This window comes from Sinomonas terricola, assembly GCF_034931225.1.
GTDB lineage: Bacteria > Actinomycetota > Actinomycetes > Actinomycetales > Micrococcaceae > Sinomonas > Sinomonas terricola.
Genome location: NZ_JAYGGQ010000014.1, coordinates 47,576 through 65,571, shown reverse-complemented (window position 1 = coordinate 65,571; position 17,996 = coordinate 47,576). Strand labels below are relative to the sequence as shown.

Sequence of the window (17,996 nt, the reverse complement as noted above, 5' to 3'; positions counted from 1 at the left end):
GGGGATTTACCCTCCGAGGGACCCAAAATGTGTGATCAAGGTCACATAGACCGGTCTAGTCATGCAGGTCTCATCACACAAATTTGGAAGTCCGTTCGTCTTCGCGTAAAGTTATTCGAGGCCAAGGCGCGAGGGACGCGGTGCGAACCGCTCGACGTCGTGAATTGGAATGCGCCCATAGCTCAGCTGGATAGAGCGTCTGTCTACGGAACAGAAGGTCAGGGGTTCGAATCCCTTTGGGCGCACGAAACGACGGGAACCCCGCTCCATCGGAGCGGGGTTCCCGTCGTTTTGCCCTACGCGACCACTCTCGGCAAGTCCCCTTCCGGCGCGAGAAGTTCCCCGGTAGGTGACTTCTCGCGCCGGAAGGGGACTTGCGTCGTCGCCCGGGCCGACGCTAAGGCGGCCCGCGACTAGCCTTCGGTAAGACCCGATCGTCGGGCAAGCACGGCGTCTCGGACCCCCTCGTCTCCATGGGTAGCGAGCCATTCTAGAAGACCGTCGTAGGCCGCCGGATGTCGTGCTATTTCGATCCAGCTGCCCCTGTCCTGAATGGCCAGGCGCATCAAGTCTTCGGACGAGAGGTCGCGGGGAAGAGAACCCACTTCGGGCGGCTCCGTTCCTCGCACCGGCCCAACTCGACTCACGGACGGATGCTCGTGGCCCGGTTCCCCTGCCTGCATTGATGTGGGCCTGCGAACGGCCTTGCCGATCACGGCGACGACGCCGAGGATCGCCACCACGGGAGCGACGATGACCGCCGCCGGATACCTAAAGAAAGGGACGCTCGCCAGCACCATGGAAACGATCACAAGACCGCCCCCTATCCCACCGGCCGCCATTCTTGTGCGCGCCGGAATTCCCCGCACCGGCACAACCACGATCACAAGGGTGATGATCCCCGACAGCAGCATGAGGAAGTCGTAGATGCTCCAGTACAAGATCTATCAACCCTCTCGAAGCTGCACGACGAAGTCGCCGAAGGCTATCCGCCATGCGTTGCCGGCGGGGAGCGCCTGTCCGGGCAGGCATTCGCTCCTCTCGCCCGTCGGGTTCATGAGTGCGGTGCCGTTGGTCGAGTGCAAATCCGTGATCCAGACCAGGCCGTCGCGCACCTCCAACGCCGCGTGAGTCTTCGACACCGACTGGGTGTGGTCAGCCAGCTGGACGGGAAGCGCTTCGGGCATGAACGACGGTGCGACGGGGTTTCGACCGATTACCGAACTGGAATCGAGTGTCACGGTCGTCGAATCTGGCAGCACGAGTTTCCACAGCCGAGGAGCACCCCGGCTGGTCCGGCGCGTTGCCTCGAGGTCATCGTCGTCGTCAACATCATCTACGACTGGATACCGCAGCGGGCCGGAAAGCGATGACTCAGCCACTCCCGGACCTGCGGGTTCCGCGGGTCGGGAGAATCCGGGAACGGCGGTCACGAGGCCACCGGCCTCGGAGTCATCAGGGAGTTGGCGCTCCCGCGCGAAACCCAGCGAGGAGTCTGACAGCTGGCGTGCCGGGTCAGACGACCCCGGGTCAGGAGACATCGAGCGCCCAGCCGCCGTCGGTGGACGCTGGGGCATCGCCGGCACTCTGCTCTGCGACGGCGAAATTGGCGATGCGGGCGGTGGAGGCGGAGGCAACGGGAGCGAAGTCGATGGAAGTGGGGGCGGTGCGATGATCGACAAGCTCTCCCCGCCGCTCGGCGTCGTGGGCGGCGCGGTCGACGGCGCAGTCTCCGCGCCTTCTCGAACAGTCACCCTGGCCGTCGGATCAGCCGCGCGGACCTGGTCGGCCAGATTCCGCCCGAACTGCATGTAGGTGTGATGGGCAACCATCTTCTTGGGAGACACAGGGACGAAACCCGCAACGGTCTGTTGCGTGGTCAGGTACCACTCGATCCGTGTGGAGGCGAAGCTGCGCCCCGCACGTTCTTCGAGGTCGAGGAAGAACACCATGAGCTTGTTGAACGAGATCAGAAAGTCGTTGACCCTGAACTCGATCTGGCGGTCGGAAGAGCGGGTCGCCACGACCCGCTGCTTTCCGTTCCAGAGATCCCCCGTGCTTTCCTGAGCCGCTCTCTGAGACATGTTGGCAATCTGCTCGATCGAAAGCGATGTCTCTATCTCGACGCCGTTCCAAGCAAATTTGTGCGGCTTGGCCATGTCTCTAGGGCTCCTTAGCAATCACCAGCGAGGACGAAAGCAGGGACTTCCGGCGTCGGCGCACCCGAGGCGAGGTCAAGTGAGGAAAGCGGTCCGGAACCGGATGTCGTCCCCTCGGATGTCACGACGGCGAACTGTGTCGAATCCTCAGTCTTGGGCGACACCAAGACGACGGCTGGACTTCCGGCGCCCACCTTGCCCGGGCCAGCCGCGAACGTCGAGATGAAATCCTGCGCGTCGGCGGGCGATACGCGGCTTATTTCGTTGATGCCGTTCGGCAGTGTGACGACGAGCACCTTTTCGCCTGCATCAGTGCTGAAAAGCGCGAAACGCAGCCCAGTAGCTGCCCGAAGATCCTCGGAATTCGCGGCGTATCCGATGAGTTCAGGCAGGGTTCCCACGGCAGAGCCCAGTGCCTGCTCGACCTGATTCGACAATTCCTCGTTATTGGGCCCGCCAAGCAGGCCTCTCACGAAAAGGCTTCGGTGCCCGCGGGCCGACGCACGAATCAGCTCCGCGTCGTCATCCAGTGCGAGCGTCGGCAGGGAAGCCTTCCAGTCCCTCCCCCATCGCATAGCAACCGCAACAATCTCATCATCAGTCAGCAGAAGCCCTTGAGTCACTTCGCGTCCCTCCTTCGATTCGTTTCTCAGCGCCGGTCTACTTGAACCAGTTCCAGTTCAGCGCTTCCTTGCCGACGGTCAGAACAGACTCGCCAACAGTCTGCAACGTCTCGGCGGGATGCTGAACCACATAGTCGGCCACCATTGCCCGAGTCCCCGGGGAAAGGTCCGCCTTCGCACCCTGCTGAACCGCGTACGACGTCGCATCCATGGCAGCGCCGAGGAACGGGATGTCCTTGGCTTTCTGCAGTTCGGGCAGAGCAAATTCTTTTCCGAACTTCAGCAACCCGTCGCCCACGCCTTGGAGAGCATCAAGAGGATGGTTCGCGATGAAACTGGCGTTTGAGGCGAAGGTCGCGGCTGAGAAGTCAGTCTGCGTGGCCTGCTGGGCGGCATACGACGTTGCGTCGATCGCCAGCGCCCCAAGCTCACCGACCTTCGCAGGAACCATCCTGAGGACAGTCGACGCCATGTCCGCTGTCTCGAACACGTTCAGGTGCCCCTGGCGAACCCGGTCCGCGATGGAGAACAGTTCCATGGCGTTGTCAGCCTTGCCCATGAAGGGCATTTCGATGCCGATCATCTTCGCGCCCTTCGTCAGAGCCATCGATGCATCCCAGGCACTCGCGACACCCAAGATCTTTTCGTCCTGTACGGCGTGCATGAGCCCCTCGGCCGCCCCGAAGGCACCTTTGACGAACCCCTCGGCCGCGCCGAAAGCGCGGTTGGCGAGTCCGGCCACGATATTCGCCGGCGTATGTGCTCCGCTGGCGCCAAGGGCTGCACTCAGGGATGACCCGACGGAAGCACTCACCCACGGTCCGCCGGAGGCACCACCCGACACCGCGCTCGCCTGCTCCTGCTGGTCGGCGTTGCGTCGCAGGGTCGCTGCGCCCTCGCGGAGTGTCCGCGCCGCCGTGGCAAGGCGCGGGCCGTGCTCGGCATGCCACTCCCCTCGGAACCGGTCGGCATTCGGCCCCGCCCAAGGGCTCCCTTGCACCGCCGCGCCAAGGCGGGTCCGCTGCGCATCGAGTTGTTGCGCTGAATGCTCGAAGTGCGAGGCGAGAGCCCTCAAGTGGGCTACATCGGCTCCATACATCCCCATCTTCATCGACCTCCGGTCTCGACGTGCGGGGCGGCGCAGGCGCCGCCCCGCACCCACATCACGAGTTGGACGCGTTTTCCTGCTGTGTCGCGTTGAATGCCGCCTTCTGCGACGCATCATGGAGGGCCTGGATAACGTTTCTCAGGGAAGCGCTATGAGTACCGGACCATTCATTGCGGAACGCCGTGGCATCGGGCCCGAGCCATTCGGTGCCGTTGAGTGCGGAGGTAAGCGAGCCGAGAATCGACTGAATTTCGTTTGCCCCCTGGTTGAGCTGGGCGCTGAGCTGACGAACTTGCTGGGTGTCCTGACCCCAAACGGCCATTTCGGTTATCCTTTCGATTTCATGGTCCGGCGCCTTTCGACGCCTCTTTGCAAATCGCTTTAACGATGCTGCAAATCTATACTGCCGGGCTTCTTTCGGTCGATGGGGATCATTCACCATCCGCTCACGGTTCGGCTACGTGGAGCCGCGTTGCGCGGCCTTTGGCGATAAGGAATCCACGACCGGGCGGGAAATCACTGCGACGCAGCCGGCCCAGCGGCGCACCCAAGAGTTCGCCGTCCAAATCTCCCGGCGCAAGAAGCAGCCCGCGGCGACCCGCTTTGAAGGGACCTGCAATGCTCCATGCTTGCGACCACGTCGAAATCTCAGCCTCACCCACCACGAAGTGGCCGCCCCGGACTGCCGCCTTGACGAGGCGGTTGAGCGCCGGCTCCGCCTCCCCACCCTGAAATTCGGTGACGTTCTCAATGAAGATCGCGGTGCGGGGCCCGTTCTCGCCGAGAAGTTCAAGGCGGTCGGCCAGCTGTGCGGACAGCTCGGCGACTCCACGCGCACCGTCAGCCGAGGCTGTCCATGGTCCGAGCTGGACGAGCGACGACGGCCTGGGGCTGAGCAATACCGTCACCGCTGCGGGATCGCTCCGACGAGCCGCCTTAGCAAGCGTAGCGAGCGCCGTGGTCCGCCCGCTCGACGGAGGGCCGGACAGCATGAACGGTCCGCGCAGCTCTAGCGAGGCGGGCCCGAGGCTCACGTCGTCGACGCCAATCACGGCCCTGCCGTCGATGGCTTCAGGCAAGAGGTCCAGGGCGATTTGCTCAGGCAGCTTTCCGATCGGCTCAGGGCGATGCACTCCCCCGCGCCCAAGACTCGCCGCGAGACGTTGCAGCTCCCGTGATTGCAGCGCGAGGTTGGCGCTCTCGCCCAGCACGGCCAGCTGGAGCTCGTTGCCATCGAGCACGCCCCGTCCGGGCGGCGAGGAGGCGCCGAGGATGTCCTTGGGAACCCCCAGAAGGAGATATTCATCCTCGCTCGCAAGCCTCAGCACGATTCGCCGCTGCACCGTCGTCGCGATCGACGTCGGGACTGCATTGGCCCTGTCAGCGGTCATCACCACGTGGACTCCCAGCTGGCGTCCGTCGGCGGCGATCTGGGTGAACGCCGCAAACCACCCCGAGTTCTGGGAACTGCCGAACTCGTATTGTTCGCGGAAAGCTCCGATTCCGTCGATGAGGAGGAAGATGCGCGGTTCGTCCGGTGCGCCGGCAAGCTTGCGGTAGTCGACAATCGTGCCGGCCCGAACGGCCGCATAGCGTGCGGCCCTTTCGTCGACGACGTCGCGCAGCCGGCGCAACACTCGAACCACGCGTTCGTCGTCGTCGCCCGAGACGATAGCAGCCACGTGGGGCAGCGACTCGAGCATCCGGAGCCCGCCGGCCCCGAAGTCGAGCCCATAGACGTGAGCTGGGCCTCCCCGGGTCGTCACCGCCGCGGCGGCCGCAATGGTCCGCAGCGCGGTGCTCTTGCCCGAGCCGCCCGTACCGAAGATGGCCATGTTGCCATCAATATCGGGCTCGTAGAAGACGGACGGTTGATCCTGCGCCTCGGGATCGTCCATGACACCCAACGGAATCCGCTCGTCCGTGCGGGGATTGGGGAGTCGCTTGAGGTCGTAGACCGGCGCGAGCGTGTCGAGCCACGGCCTTCTGGGCGACGGCACGCCCGCGCCGGCCGCCGCCGTCGAAATCGTTCTGACAATGCGGGCAATGTCGGTCGGCCCGCTTTCGCTCGCTTCTTCGGCCTGGTCCATTTCCGGCGTCTCCCACACCGAGGCCGCGCCGAAGGCCAGCTCGCGCACATCGATGCGCGGCGGGGGGGCGATCACGGTGGTTCGCCCTCCCGCGTAGCCCGATTGGAAACTCCGGAGGCGCCCGGGCCCAGTCCTCACGGCGCCGCGCCCCGGAATGGCGGGGTCGAAATGAGCCGCGAGGGGCGCCCCGAGGATGTCGGTCGAATCGTCGGCGTCTGACATCCTCAACGCGATCCTGAGATTCGTGTTCGCGCGCAGGTTGTCCTTGATAACCCCGGCGGGGCGCTGCGTGGCAAGGATGAGATGCAATCCGAGCGAACGCCCCCGCTGGGCGACATCGACAACACCGTCCACGAATTCAGGCACTTCCTGCACGAGGGCCGCGAACTCGTCGACAACAATGACGAGACTCGGAGGGCATTCGGAATCGCCCTTGCGTTCGAGTTCGACGAGGTCCTTCACGCGTTTGCGTTGGAAGAGCCGCTCCCGGTAGCGAAGCTCTGCGCGCAATGATGCAAGCGCGCGCCGGACGAGGTGAGGCGAAAGATCCGTGACCAGGCCGACGAAATGGGGCAGTTTCACGCAGTCGGCGAACGCCGATCCGCCCTTGTAGTCGACGAAGAGGAAGGTGAGGCGATCCGGGCTGTTCGCTGCCGCCATCCCGAGGACCCATGACTGCAGGAACTCGGATTTCCCGGAACCTGTCGTCCCGCCGACCAGTGCGTGCGGCCCATCACGGCGCAGGTCGAGATAGAATGGCTCGGCCCCGGCATGTCCCACGAGCGCCCGGAGATTGCCTTCTTTCCCTGCCCGCGCGGGTGAGCCATCGCGCACGATGAGCGAGCTGTTCTCCCGCCACCGTTCCACGACGTGCTCGCTCTGATCGAGCAGCTCCAACCCAGCAAGCGCGGCGTAGGAGATCTCGCGGGGAAGATCGGAATCATCGTCGATGGGAGCACCGACATCCGACACCGGGGAAAGCCCCCTCGCGAGCCGTTCGGTCTCACGGGGGTCCAGACGTTCGGACTCGACAGGCATCGTGCGCACACCGAGCCGAACCTGACCGACTATCGCGCCGGACTCCGTGTGATCGACGGCGAGATGGCTTCGGCATACCCCTGGAAGGCGCTCCACACTGGGCGCGCACCACACGACGTGCACACTCGCGTCCGCCCCGCGTTCCGCCAGGCGCGTCAGACGTCCACGGTCGACTTGGGCATCATGCTCGACGACGAGCAGCACAGCCGGGATTCCGGGGTGGGCGAGCTCTTCCGGCTTGCGCGGATCCACAGGGCCTCGAGGCGCGGGCACGGGCCGCGAGGCCCCTTCGAGGCGCGCTTCCACGAGCCCCTCGAGGTCGGTGAGGAGTGCCGCGGCCGTGCCGGGGCTGTCCGTGAGCAGCTGGACCTCGATCGGGCTATGGGCCGACGTCGCGTGCGGCATCCACTTGAGCCAATTCCACGCGGACCGCGAGGTCGGTGCAACCATCGCCGCGACCACGAGCTCTGCCGGCGAGTGGCGGGCCAGCAGCTGGAAGACCGCGCCGCACGCAATCGCATCTCTCGCCTCTCGGGGACCCGCGAATCCGAGCGCCCCAGAGCTCCGCAATTGCGCGACGATCGGCACCTGATCGATCGTCGCGAATTCGGCGCGGAGCTGAAGCAGCTGATCCCACGACTCCGGACTGGTCTCGTTGCTCTGCGGGAGGACCACCCGGTTGCGGGAAGCCGCTCGCCCGAGGCCGAGATTCACCGCGAGGAAATTCGGGCTCTCAGGCCGTTCGCACCACAGGAGCGGGCCTAGACGGTGGGCGGCGTTGGCCATATCGCCAGTTCCCGGAACTTCGAGCCTGCGGGCCCGCCGTTCCTCGTCGCGCGCCTGTTCGAGCCGCTCTTGGAGTTTGAGCATCGCCGCATCGAAGCGCCGACGCTCCGACTTGGCCGTCTGCCGTGCCCCGAGCTGAAAGTCGATGTAGCCGCCGATCAGGAGCACCGGGCTCATCGCCATCATGATGACGCTCAGCAGCTGCCCCGTGAGGGCGAACATGACTCCGCCGAGAATGAGCGGTGAGATGAGCGCGAGATAGGGGAACCGCTGCCGCTGCGGTCCGCGAGGCGGCGTCGGCGCCGGAAAATCCTCGCCGGGATACTGTGGCACCACGCGCGGCGATCTAATGTGGTCGACAACGGCGGCTCCGGCGGGCGCGGGAGGTGTGGTCTGGAGGGGGATGACGCAGATCGAGGATTCCCCAAGCACCACGTGATCCGCGGAGGTCAGTGCCGCGCGAGCGACCTGCACGCCGCCGATTACGACACCATTCGCCGAATTGAGATCGATGATCTCAATCGACTCCCCGACATTGATGCGCGCATGCCGCTTGGAGACAAGTCCATCCGCAAGGCGCACATCGACGTGACGATCCCGCCCGATGATGCTCGCGCCGAAGGGCAGCGGAAATTCCTGTCCGGCTTGGGGACCTTCAAGCACACGGAGCACGGCGGCCGCTGGCCCGCGATCGGATCCGGGAGCCTCAAAATGGCCACTGCGGGCCGCGATGTCGACGACCGCACCGGACCGGAGTCCCGCCTCGCCGATTGCCACCTCGGGATCCAGCTCGCGCATCTGGCTTCCACCGGCGTCGGCCACGCGAAGCGAGTACTGCTGCGCATCTGGGGCGCCCGCAGTCTCCACCCTCGCGGGATCTGCGCTGACCAGTGTGGTCGCGACGTCGCCGATGGTAGCCGTGGCGTCCGCCGTGATCATGAGATCGGTTGTGGTGCCGCCGCGGCGCACCGAGAGTTTGAGCCTCATCGAACCTCCTGGTCCAAGAGCGGAATGTCGGAACGAGTCACGAGCCGCGCCGCAATGGCGTACTCGACGAGCCGGATGCGGCGATTTGTCGCGTACGACCGAGCGCCGCCGCGCATCCCCTGGACGCCAATTCGGTCGAGCTTGTCGCACACGTTGTCGAGCTTGCGATTGAACCGCGTGAGGGTCCAGCCAAGGCGTTCGGCCGCTTTGGCGTTGGTCGGTATCGCTCCACGGCCGGTTCCGTCCCGCACGAGCATCGACTCGGCGAGAGCCAAAATGAGCAGTCTCTGCGAGTCCGTCAGGCTGAGGTCGCCCACCGTGGTCGCGCCGTCGTAGGGCGTCGGATCGGTGTAGGCGAACGCCGGTTCGGCCGCATGAACCGCCAGCTCGTACGTCGTAGGGCCCGCTGTGAAGACCACGGTCGTGCGTCCGAAAACCAGCGGGAGCCGGCCGCCGGGTGCCAACCATGACTGGAGTCGCCCGGCGCCGTCGGTCACCGTGACGGCTAAGCGCGTGCCGACGTTGGTGAGCAGCCAGAGCCCTTCGAACCATGAGATCTCGAGCAGCCGGCGATGCAAGAACGGATTCTCGTCGACCACGAGATTTGCGTCGCGGCCGATGCTGAACGGACGGTCCTGGCTCACCGGATACCACTCGCCGCAGAACTCAATCTGCACTTCGGAATCGCTCACGGCGCGCACCCCAGCGTGGGATTGTCCGACGTTCTGCCCGAGGAGCGGCGCAGGAACACCTCAATGCAGGTCTTCCCGCTGGCCGCCGCGGGCACGGTCGCAGAGGGCTTGTCGCTTGCTGTGAGCGGGCCCGACGAGCCTTGGTCGACCGTGTGCCAGAGGAAACCGTCGCCGTCCTTCGGATCCGGGTCTGACCACGTGAAGACGATGTTGGAGCCGTCGACTTTCCCTGTCACCGCGGCAATCGACGGCACCGTCGCGGCGGCCTGGATGTCGACGGGAGCCGCGGTGGAGGGCCGCGGGGTGTTCTGCTTCGGGCTATTCAGCAAGCCCGTGGCGGAGAGCCCGAAAGACAGCGCAATTCCAGCGACGACGACGGTCGCTGCACCGGCGGCGATCAGCACGCCCTTGCGACGGCGTCCGGCCGGCACTTCCTCGACCGGCTGCTCGGCGGCCACGGGGCGGAGGACAGTGTCCGCAACCGGCGGCGCCTCTGGAGCCGCGAAACGCGAGGACGACGACGGCGACGCCTGAGAAGGCGACCGAGCGGGCTGAATCGTCGTACCCCAGTGCGCGACGTCGTCGGACGCAGCGAGCGGTTCCGCGTCAGCGACGGCTGCCCGTGATCGACTATTTCGAGGATGAGGCTCATTCGGCGCTGGTGCCGACGGCGCCTGCGCATCAATGGTGACAATATTTCGGATGCGCGTTCCGTCGTCGCCATCCGGGTCTTCGTCGAAAAGGAACTCGTCCTCCGTCACGTCAATGGGCGTGGGTTGGATGCCAAGCCCGATCTGCGTCCGCTGAAGTTCGCGCGCGAAAGCCATGGCGCTCGGAAAACGATCCCCGGGCGACTTGGCCATGGCCTTTCGGAGGACATCCTCGAACGCAGACGAGACGTCGGCGCGGCCTATCGCCGGCACCGGAACGGTGTTGATCCGGCCGATCAGGTCGATATAGCTGTTTGACGCCCCGGGGATTTCGAAGGGCGATCGTCCGGCCAGCACGGTGTAGAGAGTTGCCCCCAGAGCGTAGACGTCGGAGGGGGCCTCGCTCCGCGCCGGCGACGCGAACGATTCCGGAGGCGACCAGGGCACCGACATCCCGCTGGCCTCAACGGCCCCGCCCGCCGTCGCCGCGATCCCGAAGTCCGTGAGCGCCGGCCGGCCGTACTCGGTGACCAGGACGTTCGCGGGTTTGATGTCGCGGTGAAGGATCCCCGCCCGGTGTGCTGTCTCGACAGCGCCGGCGATCTGCACTCCAACACGCAGGGCCTCGGCTTCGGAAAGGCGCTCTCGGCGATACCGGGTTTGGAGGTTCGGCTTGGAACAATATTCCATCACCAAGTACGGGCGTCCGTCTCCCGAGATGCCGGCCTGGTAGACCGAGACGATCGAGGGATGCGTGGCAAGCTGAGCCATGGCGTTCGCCTCGTCGGTGAACTGGCTAATCGTGTCTGCGCCAAGTTTGTCGGAGAGCATGACCTTGACCGCGACTTGCCGCCGGGGCAGCTGCTGCTGATAGAGGAAAACATCCGCAAAGCCCCCCGAGCCGAGGACGCGAACGTAGTCGAATCCGGGCAAGGCCGGTGGGGCAGAGGGGGGTCGGCGCGAGTTCATCGGAGTCCTTCGAAGTCAAGGAGAATGCCATCGCCCAGATCGAGCCGGTCTCCGGCGACAAGCATCGTGGCATCCCCCGGCTGCAGCCTGACCGGATCAACCCCTGGGCGGAGGAGCTTCGTGCCGTTCGTCGTATCAAGGTCGACGGCAAGCAGATGCGCACCTTCCACGCGCAATTCCACATGGCTCCGGGACACGTCCTGATTTGGGCTCGGGACTGTCACGAGCTGCGGCACGTTCCCGCCCTGCACGCGGGCGAGCCGGGGGCGCCGCCCCACGACGGCCCCGCGGTCAAGCGTGATCCGCTCGCCCGTGGAGACAACGAGCGTGATAGGCGACGGCGCGTGCCCCGGAAGTGCCGGGAGGCCACTCGCGGACGCCGACGTCGAGGCTTGCGTCTGCAAGGCCCGCAGCTTGGCGATCGAGATGGTCTCGCCGTCGTGGTCGCCCAACTCGGGTGATGACGGCGCCTCGTCCGGATGGGCAAAGCTCGGGAGCCCAGAGATGATCGGGCGGGCCCCGCCGTCGTGCTCGGTCTGGGAGTCGTCCTCCGTGACCCTGACCGCGGCGTCCTCGACCGTGGATCTGACCGTGTCGCCGTAGAGAAGCTGATCGTAGTCGTCGTCGAACTCGTCCTCGGCCAAGGCCAGAAGGTCTCCGGCAAGAGGCGCAATCGTGGTCTCCCCGCTGGGCGCACTGAACGCCTGCTCCTCGGCGAAGGCCTCGGGTGCCTCTCGTGACTCCGCCGACTCTTCGGCTGCAGGGACGGGTTCTTGGGGTCCCGGGATAGGTTCTTGTGGTGCGCGGACAGGTTCTTGGGGTGCCAGGACAGGCACTCGCTCCACAACCTCATCGGGTGCGAATTCCACGGTGCCCGGATCCTCGGGTGCCTCGGCGGCTGTTTCAGGCACCAACGGCGCGTCGATGAGCGACGGCGTGGCCTGCCTTGCGTCGATCCGCACCGCTTCTGCCGGCGCTGCCTTGTCAAAGTGAGCGTCCTGGAAGGCGAAAAGAATGCGGTTGGCCAGCACCACGCCGTCGTTGATCGGCAGGCTCACGGCCGCCGCTCCCGGCAGAGCCGCCTGGACGACATCGACGCCGTCGATGGACCTTTCGCTCCACGTCGTCACACCAAGGCCGGTGACGGCCGTTTCCGCGCCCGAGGCCTTCACGACGACCTCTATCGGCCCTCGCACGGCGACCTGCACGCCGTCGCCCGCGCTCGTGCGGGAAGCCACCGCGAACGGTGGGAGAGAGGAGAGGCTCGTGCCGAAGGCCCCCACGATGCCCTCGAGCACCGCACCGAGCCCGTGACCCTTGGAAAGGGCCAGCCAGACCCGCTCGACAAATTCCGGCGTGACGCTGTCCGGGAGCATCGCGAGACCGTCTGGAGTCACGAGGGTGTACCAGTCACCCGAGCTGTAACGGTGCATCTGGCGTCCTTTCCTCTTCTGCGACGGGGCGTGGCACGGTGTTCTCGTCGAAGGAGTACGTTGCCGTGTCATCGTCGTCGGGTTCGCCGCTTCGGATGGCGTCGACGACCACAGCCGTGACGTTGTCGCGCCCGCCGTGGATAAGCGCCTCGTGCACGAGCCGGACCGCAGCACCCTGCGCCGAGGCCTCCTCCGCGAGAACGTTTGCCAACTGCTCAGAGCTGAGCTCCTTGCTCAGTCCGTCGGAGCAGACCAGGATCCGGTCCCGATCGCGCACCGGAAGCAACCAGTAATCCGGCATGTCGCTCGAGCCGGCACCCACCGCTTTCGTGATCACATTGCGCCGTGGATGGCGTTCGGCATCCGCCGCAGAGAGCTCACCCCGGTCCACGAGCTCCTGAACTTCGGAATGGTCCACGCTGATTTGTTCGAAGACCCCGTTGGACAGGCGATACGTGCGGGAATCGCCGATATTGAGGACGAGCCAATACGTGCCGCCGTCCTGTTCGGACACGGCCACACCGGAGATCGTCGTTCCGGCGTCGCCTCGCGAGTCAATTCCGGTCACGTCGTGGACGGCCCGGGCAAAGGCCTGCTCGACGTCCTCAAGCGAGACGGACGGGCGCCCGGACAGCTCAGCAAAGGCACTGATCGCTGCGGCGCTCGCCTTGTCACCCGAAGCGTGGCCTCCCATCCCATCGGCCACCAGGAAAAGGGGTGGCTGGGCGAGGCAGGCATCTTCGTTCAGCGCCCGTCGCAGCCCACGGTCGGAGTGCGCTCCCCAGGCCAGTTCGATCACGGCCGTGGCCCCTTTCGCCTCAGTTCCCGCACGACATCGAACAACCGCAAACGATCGGGCAGCCGATCGCGCCACCGGATTCGCCCGAGCTCGGCCCGAACATCGCGCAGCACTGAATGCGCGAAGTAGCTCGCGCGCAATCGGCCACGCCACCCCACCGAACCGCGGATGCGCTGCGTTGCCGTCTCGACATCCGCCCAGTAGGCCTCGATCTCGGCTTCGCTCGGCTCCGCGTGGCCGAACACCGCATGATCGGCCCGAGCTGCCAAAGGGGCGACGGCGTGTTCGGGGAAGCGCTCGCTCAGCGCCAAAGCCTGCTCTCGGCGCGTCGCCCCGGCCGGAACAGGCGCGCCGTGGTCGAGGACCACGTCGACGAGTTCTTGCCAGCCCCCGTTGATTCGATCGGCCGCACGCGTCGCGCCCTGCCGACCCCGCCGTCGTCGTGCTTTGGCTGCCGCGATGGCCAAGGCTGGCCCGAGCAGGAGCGCGAGGATGCCCACGCCGGCGCCGCCCCAGCGCAGCGTCGCCCACAGCACGCCCAAGTCCGCCTGGGTTGGACCTTGGGCTGCCTGCTTCGCCGGCGGCGCTGGCGGAAGCTGTACGGGAGGGACGATCGGCGGCGGGGGCTGCTGTATCTGCGGCTGAGGCTTCTGGCGGTGCTGCGGAACTTCTTCCTTCGGCACCTGATCCTTGGGTGGAGTCGGATCGAATGCGACCCAGCCCACCTGATCGAACGGGACCTCGACCCATGCGTGCACGTCAGCTCCGGTGATCATCACCGGCCCCGGGGCAGGGTGATCAGGCCGGAACCCCATCACGACGCGGGCGGGGATGCCGAGCGAGCGGGCCATGAGGGCCATGGCGACCGCGTATTGTTCGTCGTCGCCCACCATTTGCGCGCCGTCGAGAAGCGCCGAGATGCGCTCGGACGTGTGCCCCGCTCGCGATCTGGCTTGGCCTTCGAGCCCGTTGCTGAAGAAGCCGGTGGTATGGAGCTTCGTCTCGATGGCGTGCAGCTGGGCCCACGGGGTGTCGGCGCCAGCCGTGAACTGCGAGGCAAGCGTGGAGACGATCTCGGGGACGCTCTGCGGCGTCGGCACGCTGACTGATTTGATGCGGACCTTGGCGAGTTGTGCGTCGTCGGGCGTCCTCGGCAGCACGGCCTCGGCCGTGTACGAATCGCCCTGGCCAAGCCCTCCGATAAGGACTGCTGTGCCCGTCGCCGCGTTGTAGTTGAGATCGCCGCGCCGCTCGGCGGGCATGCCGTCCCCGAGGGCGAGGGAGGAGAGATAGCCAGCATCGGGCATCCAGACCCCGGTGAGCTGGTCGATTGTGACCGTGACGGTTGTCGAGCTGCCGGATTCGGGATTCGAGATCGCCCTTCCGACGCGCGAGAACTGGCCGGACCCGGCGGAGCCGTTCCCGGTGACTCGGTAGACGATGCCGTCATATTGGTCCAGCGTCGCCAGTCGAACGGAAGCGCCCTGCGGCAAGCCCTCGACGGTGAAGAGCTTCATTGCTGCGCCGCCCGTGGTGAACTCGCGGAACGAGGTGAGCGGGCTGGGAAGATCGCGGACGTCAAGGGGCGGGACGATGACATCCCGCAGCACCGCGCGATCCGTGGGGAGCGGGGCAATCGTCCCGACCCCGATTCCCACGGCGAGCGCTATGGCCAGCATCCCCGCGGCTCCCGCGTAGCGGCCCCGCCGAGTGCTTGTCTCGGCGAGATTCTCCAGGCCACGAGGCCGCCCGCCAAGGACGCACCACGCAAGGAGGACGACGGCGATGACCGCCCCGATCGCGGCCGGCGCCAACGCCGCGTAGGTTCCGAGCGTGATGGCCGTGAGCAGGAGGACGACGACGGGGAGTGCCGTCCATTGGGGTCGCTTGGCGCGCATCGCGATGCTTCCCGCCGTCAGGGCACCGAGAAGGCCCATGAGGTACGGCGCGATGAAGAGCGACTCGATGCCCGCTACCGGTGTGGCTGCGGTGAGCATGTCCTTCCACACGCGGACAACGCCGATGGCCAGATCTTGCAGGACGCCAACGGTCGGCACGGCTCCGAACAGGCTTGCCGACCGCAACGCAAAAACGCCGCCGAACACGAAATACGCGGCGACCGCGAGACCGGCCACGTTGAGCGCGCCAAGTCTCAGCCGCGCGCCCGCGAGCGCCAGCAGCGTTCCGAGAACCACCCCGCCGCCGAGGGCAACCCAGAACTCCGTGGCCGAATAGACGGGGTACAGAGGAAGCAGTGCCAGCACAACGGACACACTCGTCAGGAGGCCAATCCCGGCCTGACGCAGGGCTCCCGTCATCATCACCCGACTCCCTTCCGCAGAGCAACGGCGAGATCCTCAAGCCGGGGCACCGTCACAACGGTGAGTTCCCCCGCCGTACGCCGCCCCAGGTCGCCCTTCGGATCGACGCGCACGCCCACACAGCTCGCTGTGAAGGGAAGGCGTGCGGCTGCACGGCGGAAGTGCTGCGTTTCGATGCCGGTTCCGGCCACGAGCACCACGAGGGATGTCCCCGGAGACTGAGCCGCGACGGTTCCGGCCTGTTCGTCGAACCGCTGTGAGCGTCCGTCCAGCTCCACGCCCGCGAGCCCATCGAGAAGCTGATTCCGAGTGTGGCGGACGAGCGCACGGTGCGGGCCCATGAGCGTCAGCGTCTTGCTGTCGGCAAGTGCGTTCAGGCCGATCGATCCTGCCACGCTCACGGCGAGCTCGAATTCCTCGGGATCGGAATATTCCGTTGGATGCGAGGACAGCAGGATCGCCACCTGCGAACGGCGGGTCTCCTCGAACTGGCGCACCATGAGCCGCTGGCTTCGAGCGCTCGATTTCCAGTGGATATGGCGCCGGTCGTCGCCCGGCGCATATTCCCGCAGCGCGTGGAACGAAATGTCGTCGTTCGAGAGCCGCTGCCGGGCTACGCCGTCGAGGTCACGGAGGAGACCGGTTGAGGTTCCGGTGAGGGCCACCGTGCGGGGGTGGATGTAGAGCTGTTCAGGCTCCGTCAGGGAGCGCTCGCGGCGAAGCAGGCCTAGCGGATCCGACTTGACGGAGCGGGCCGGTCCCAATTGAAGGACCCCTCGTCGCTGGGTGGGAATGGTGAACAGTTCCTCGAGTTCTTCGTCGGCCTTGAGATGCGGCACCGCGAACGTTGCGAGGGCCCGGCCGACGGGGAGTTCGATATTCGTGGCTCGGGCCTCGCGACCGTCGCCGCTGACGCGCAGTCGCCCCACCGCCCGTTCGCCGACGACCACTCGAGTGCTCGCGAGGTCGATGGTGACCTGGTGGCGATCCTTGCCGAGGACGAAGACGATGGCCACGAAAAACAGGGCGAGGATCACCAGCGCCGCCGCCCACAGCTCGCGCCACCCCAGCAAGAGGGAAAGGCCGAGCGAACCGGCGAGCGCTCCGAGGCACACCCAACCGGCCAGGCTCACGATCGCGAGCTTCGACCGCAGGATGGCCCGCACGGGGGCGGAGCGTTCGACGACGGAGCGGACACCTGAGCGGATGCTCGCCGCGATCGGCTGAACCCGAGCCCAGGCCGGGGCTGCGTACGAGCCGAGGCGCGACGGCATGAGGCGAAGCCCGCCGAAACGCCGCCCGACCGCCTCGCTCATGCTACGGCGCCCCGCGCTTGAGGAGCCGCGACATCGGCAAGCACCCTCGCGAGGACTGTCTCCGCGCCGACGCCAGCGAATTCGGCGTCCGGGTCCAGCACGATGCGGTGCTGCCACACGGGCACGGCCAGCACCTTGATGTCATCGGGCAGAACGTAGTTCCGACCCTCAGTCGCTGCCCAGACCTTGGCCGCACGGATCATCGCGAGCGAGCCGCGCACGGAAACCCCGAGGCGAACCTGGGGGTCCGTGCGGCTCGCCTCGGCGAGCTGGGCCGTATATCGGAGAACTGCCGCGTCGACGTGGACGTCATCGACGAGGCTGGCCATGTCGGACACCGCATTCGTGGTGATGACAGGGCTCACCGTCGAGGACCGGTCCCGTGTAGACGCGCCGCTCAGGATGGCCTCGGCCGCCTGCAGATCGGGGTAACCGATGCTCGCTTTGATCAGGAACCGGTCGAGCTGGGCCTCCGGGAGCTTGTACGTTCCAGCCTGCTCGATCGGGTTCTGGGTCGCGATGACCATGAACGGGCGCCCCACATCGTGGCTCTTGCCTTCGACCGTGACTCGACCTTCCTCCATGACCTCGAGGAGTGCGGACTGGGTCTTGGGCGAAGCGCGGTTGATCTCGTCGGCGAGCACGATCGACGCGAAGATTGGGCCTTCGTGGAATTCGAACCGACGCGTCTGCTGGTCGTACACCGTGATGCCCGTAACGTCCGAGGGCAGGAGGTCCGGGGTGAACTGGATCCGGTGATGGGTTCCCTGCACGGTGGCGGCCAGCGATTTCGCGAGCTGAGTCTTGCCCGTTCCGGGCGCGTCCTCGAGCAGGACATGCCCCTCCGCGAGCAGCGCCGTCAGTACGAGCCGGATGACGTCATGCTTGCCGAGAATTGCGCGGCCGATATTGTCACTCAGCTGCTGGAAGGTCCCGGCGAACCACGTGGCCTGTTCCTGGGTGATAGTCATCGATGGTCTCCATTCCTTAGGTCTGCATGCGGTCGAGGACTGCACGACGGTCGC

The 17,996-nt window shown here is 66.2% G+C and carries 13 protein-coding genes and 1 tRNA gene; 1 reads left to right on the top strand and 13 read right to left on the bottom strand.

The window, feature by feature from the left end:
- Positions 1 to 171 precede the first annotated feature (171 nt).
- Positions 172 to 245 (top strand) — tRNA-Arg (locus SPF06_RS16850).
- A gap of 168 nt (positions 246 to 413) precedes the next feature.
- Here the strand turns inward: SPF06_RS16850 and SPF06_RS16845 are convergent.
- The 13 genes from SPF06_RS16845 to SPF06_RS16785 form a co-directional block, all read right to left on the bottom strand.
- Positions 414 to 941, bottom strand: a complete 528-nt coding sequence (locus SPF06_RS16845) for a variant leucine-rich repeat-containing protein (protein ID WP_323280294.1) — start codon at positions 939 to 941, stop codon at positions 414 to 416.
- A 6-nt stretch (positions 942 to 947) separates the two neighbouring features.
- Positions 948 to 2,159 (bottom strand): FHA domain-containing protein, encoded by a 1,212-nt coding sequence (locus SPF06_RS16840; RefSeq protein ID WP_323280293.1) that lies wholly within the window; start codon positions 2,157 to 2,159, stop codon positions 948 to 950.
- Between the two features lie 14 nt (positions 2,160 to 2,173).
- Positions 2,174 to 2,782 (bottom strand): hypothetical protein, encoded by a 609-nt coding sequence (locus tag SPF06_RS16835; RefSeq protein ID WP_323280292.1) that lies wholly within the window; start codon positions 2,780 to 2,782, stop codon positions 2,174 to 2,176.
- A 37-nt stretch (positions 2,783 to 2,819) separates the two neighbouring features.
- Positions 2,820 to 3,893 (bottom strand): WXG100 family type VII secretion target, encoded by a 1,074-nt coding sequence (locus SPF06_RS16830; RefSeq protein WP_323280291.1) that lies wholly within the window; start codon positions 3,891 to 3,893, stop codon positions 2,820 to 2,822.
- Between the two features lie 52 nt (positions 3,894 to 3,945).
- Positions 3,946 to 4,212 (bottom strand): WXG100 family type VII secretion target, encoded by a 267-nt coding sequence (locus tag SPF06_RS16825; protein WP_323280290.1) that lies wholly within the window; start codon positions 4,210 to 4,212, stop codon positions 3,946 to 3,948.
- 124 nt (positions 4,213 to 4,336) lie between these two features.
- The gene (locus SPF06_RS16820; protein ID WP_323280289.1) at positions 4,337 to 8,791 is read right to left on the bottom strand and encodes a type VII secretion EssC family protein; all 4,455 of its coding nucleotides are present in this window, start codon (positions 8,789 to 8,791) and stop codon (positions 4,337 to 4,339) included.
- Complete coding sequence (locus tag SPF06_RS16815; protein ID WP_323280288.1) at positions 8,788 to 9,492, bottom strand: hypothetical protein; 705 nt, start codon at positions 9,490 to 9,492, stop codon at positions 8,788 to 8,790. Before SPF06_RS16815 ends, SPF06_RS16820 begins: the two co-directional genes overlap by 4 nt.
- Positions 9,480 to 11,102, bottom strand: coding sequence for a serine/threonine-protein kinase (locus SPF06_RS16810; RefSeq protein WP_323280287.1), 1,623 nt, complete (start codon positions 11,100 to 11,102; stop codon positions 9,480 to 9,482). The genes SPF06_RS16815 and SPF06_RS16810 overlap by 13 nt, the downstream gene beginning before the upstream one ends.
- Positions 11,099 to 12,535 (bottom strand): FHA domain-containing protein, encoded by a 1,437-nt coding sequence (locus SPF06_RS16805; protein ID WP_323280286.1) that lies wholly within the window; start codon positions 12,533 to 12,535, stop codon positions 11,099 to 11,101. Before SPF06_RS16805 ends, SPF06_RS16810 begins: the two co-directional genes overlap by 4 nt.
- The gene (locus SPF06_RS16800; protein ID WP_323280285.1) at positions 12,513 to 13,334 is read right to left on the bottom strand and encodes a PP2C family protein-serine/threonine phosphatase; all 822 of its coding nucleotides are present in this window, start codon (positions 13,332 to 13,334) and stop codon (positions 12,513 to 12,515) included. Before SPF06_RS16800 ends, SPF06_RS16805 begins: the two co-directional genes overlap by 23 nt.
- The gene (locus tag SPF06_RS16795; RefSeq protein ID WP_323280284.1) at positions 13,331 to 15,655 is read right to left on the bottom strand and encodes a transglutaminase TgpA family protein; all 2,325 of its coding nucleotides are present in this window, start codon (positions 15,653 to 15,655) and stop codon (positions 13,331 to 13,333) included. The genes SPF06_RS16800 and SPF06_RS16795 overlap by 4 nt, the downstream gene beginning before the upstream one ends.
- A complete protein-coding gene (locus SPF06_RS16790) occupies positions 15,655 to 16,971 on the bottom strand; it encodes a DUF58 domain-containing protein (RefSeq protein WP_323280283.1) in 1,317 nt (438 codons plus the stop codon). Before SPF06_RS16790 ends, SPF06_RS16795 begins: the two co-directional genes overlap by 1 nt.
- A complete protein-coding gene (locus SPF06_RS16785; protein WP_323280282.1) occupies positions 16,968 to 17,942 on the bottom strand; it encodes an AAA family ATPase in 975 nt (324 codons plus the stop codon). The genes SPF06_RS16790 and SPF06_RS16785 overlap by 4 nt, the downstream gene beginning before the upstream one ends.
- Positions 17,943 to 17,996: the final 54 nt, after the last annotated feature.

What these genes read in the sequence shown, in the direction of transcription:
- SPF06_RS16840 (WP_323280293.1), bottom strand. Translation starts at nt 2,159, where the DNA reads ATGGCCAAGCCGCACAAATTTGCTTGGAACGGCGTCGAGATAGAGACA.
- SPF06_RS16830 (WP_323280291.1), bottom strand. Translation starts at nt 3,893, where the DNA reads ATGAAGATGGGGATGTATGGAGCCGATGTAGCCCACTTGAGGGCTCTC.
- SPF06_RS16825 (WP_323280290.1), bottom strand. Translation starts at nt 4,212, where the DNA reads ATGGCCGTTTGGGGTCAGGACACCCAGCAAGTTCGTCAGCTCAGCGCC.
- SPF06_RS16820 (WP_323280289.1), bottom strand. Translation starts at nt 8,791, where the DNA reads ATGAGGCTCAAACTCTCGGTGCGCCGCGGCGGCACCACAACCGATCTC.
- SPF06_RS16810 (WP_323280287.1), bottom strand. Translation starts at nt 11,102, where the DNA reads ATGAACTCGCGCCGACCCCCCTCTGCCCCACCGGCCTTGCCCGGATTC.
- SPF06_RS16805 (WP_323280286.1), bottom strand. Translation starts at nt 12,535, where the DNA reads ATGCACCGTTACAGCTCGGGTGACTGGTACACCCTCGTGACTCCAGAC.
- SPF06_RS16795 (WP_323280284.1), bottom strand. Translation starts at nt 15,655, where the DNA reads ATGATGACGGGAGCCCTGCGTCAGGCCGGGATTGGCCTCCTGACGAGT.
- SPF06_RS16790 (WP_323280283.1), bottom strand. Translation starts at nt 16,971, where the DNA reads ATGAGCGAGGCGGTCGGGCGGCGTTTCGGCGGGCTTCGCCTCATGCCG.
- SPF06_RS16785 (WP_323280282.1), bottom strand. Translation starts at nt 17,942, where the DNA reads ATGACTATCACCCAGGAACAGGCCACGTGGTTCGCCGGGACCTTCCAG.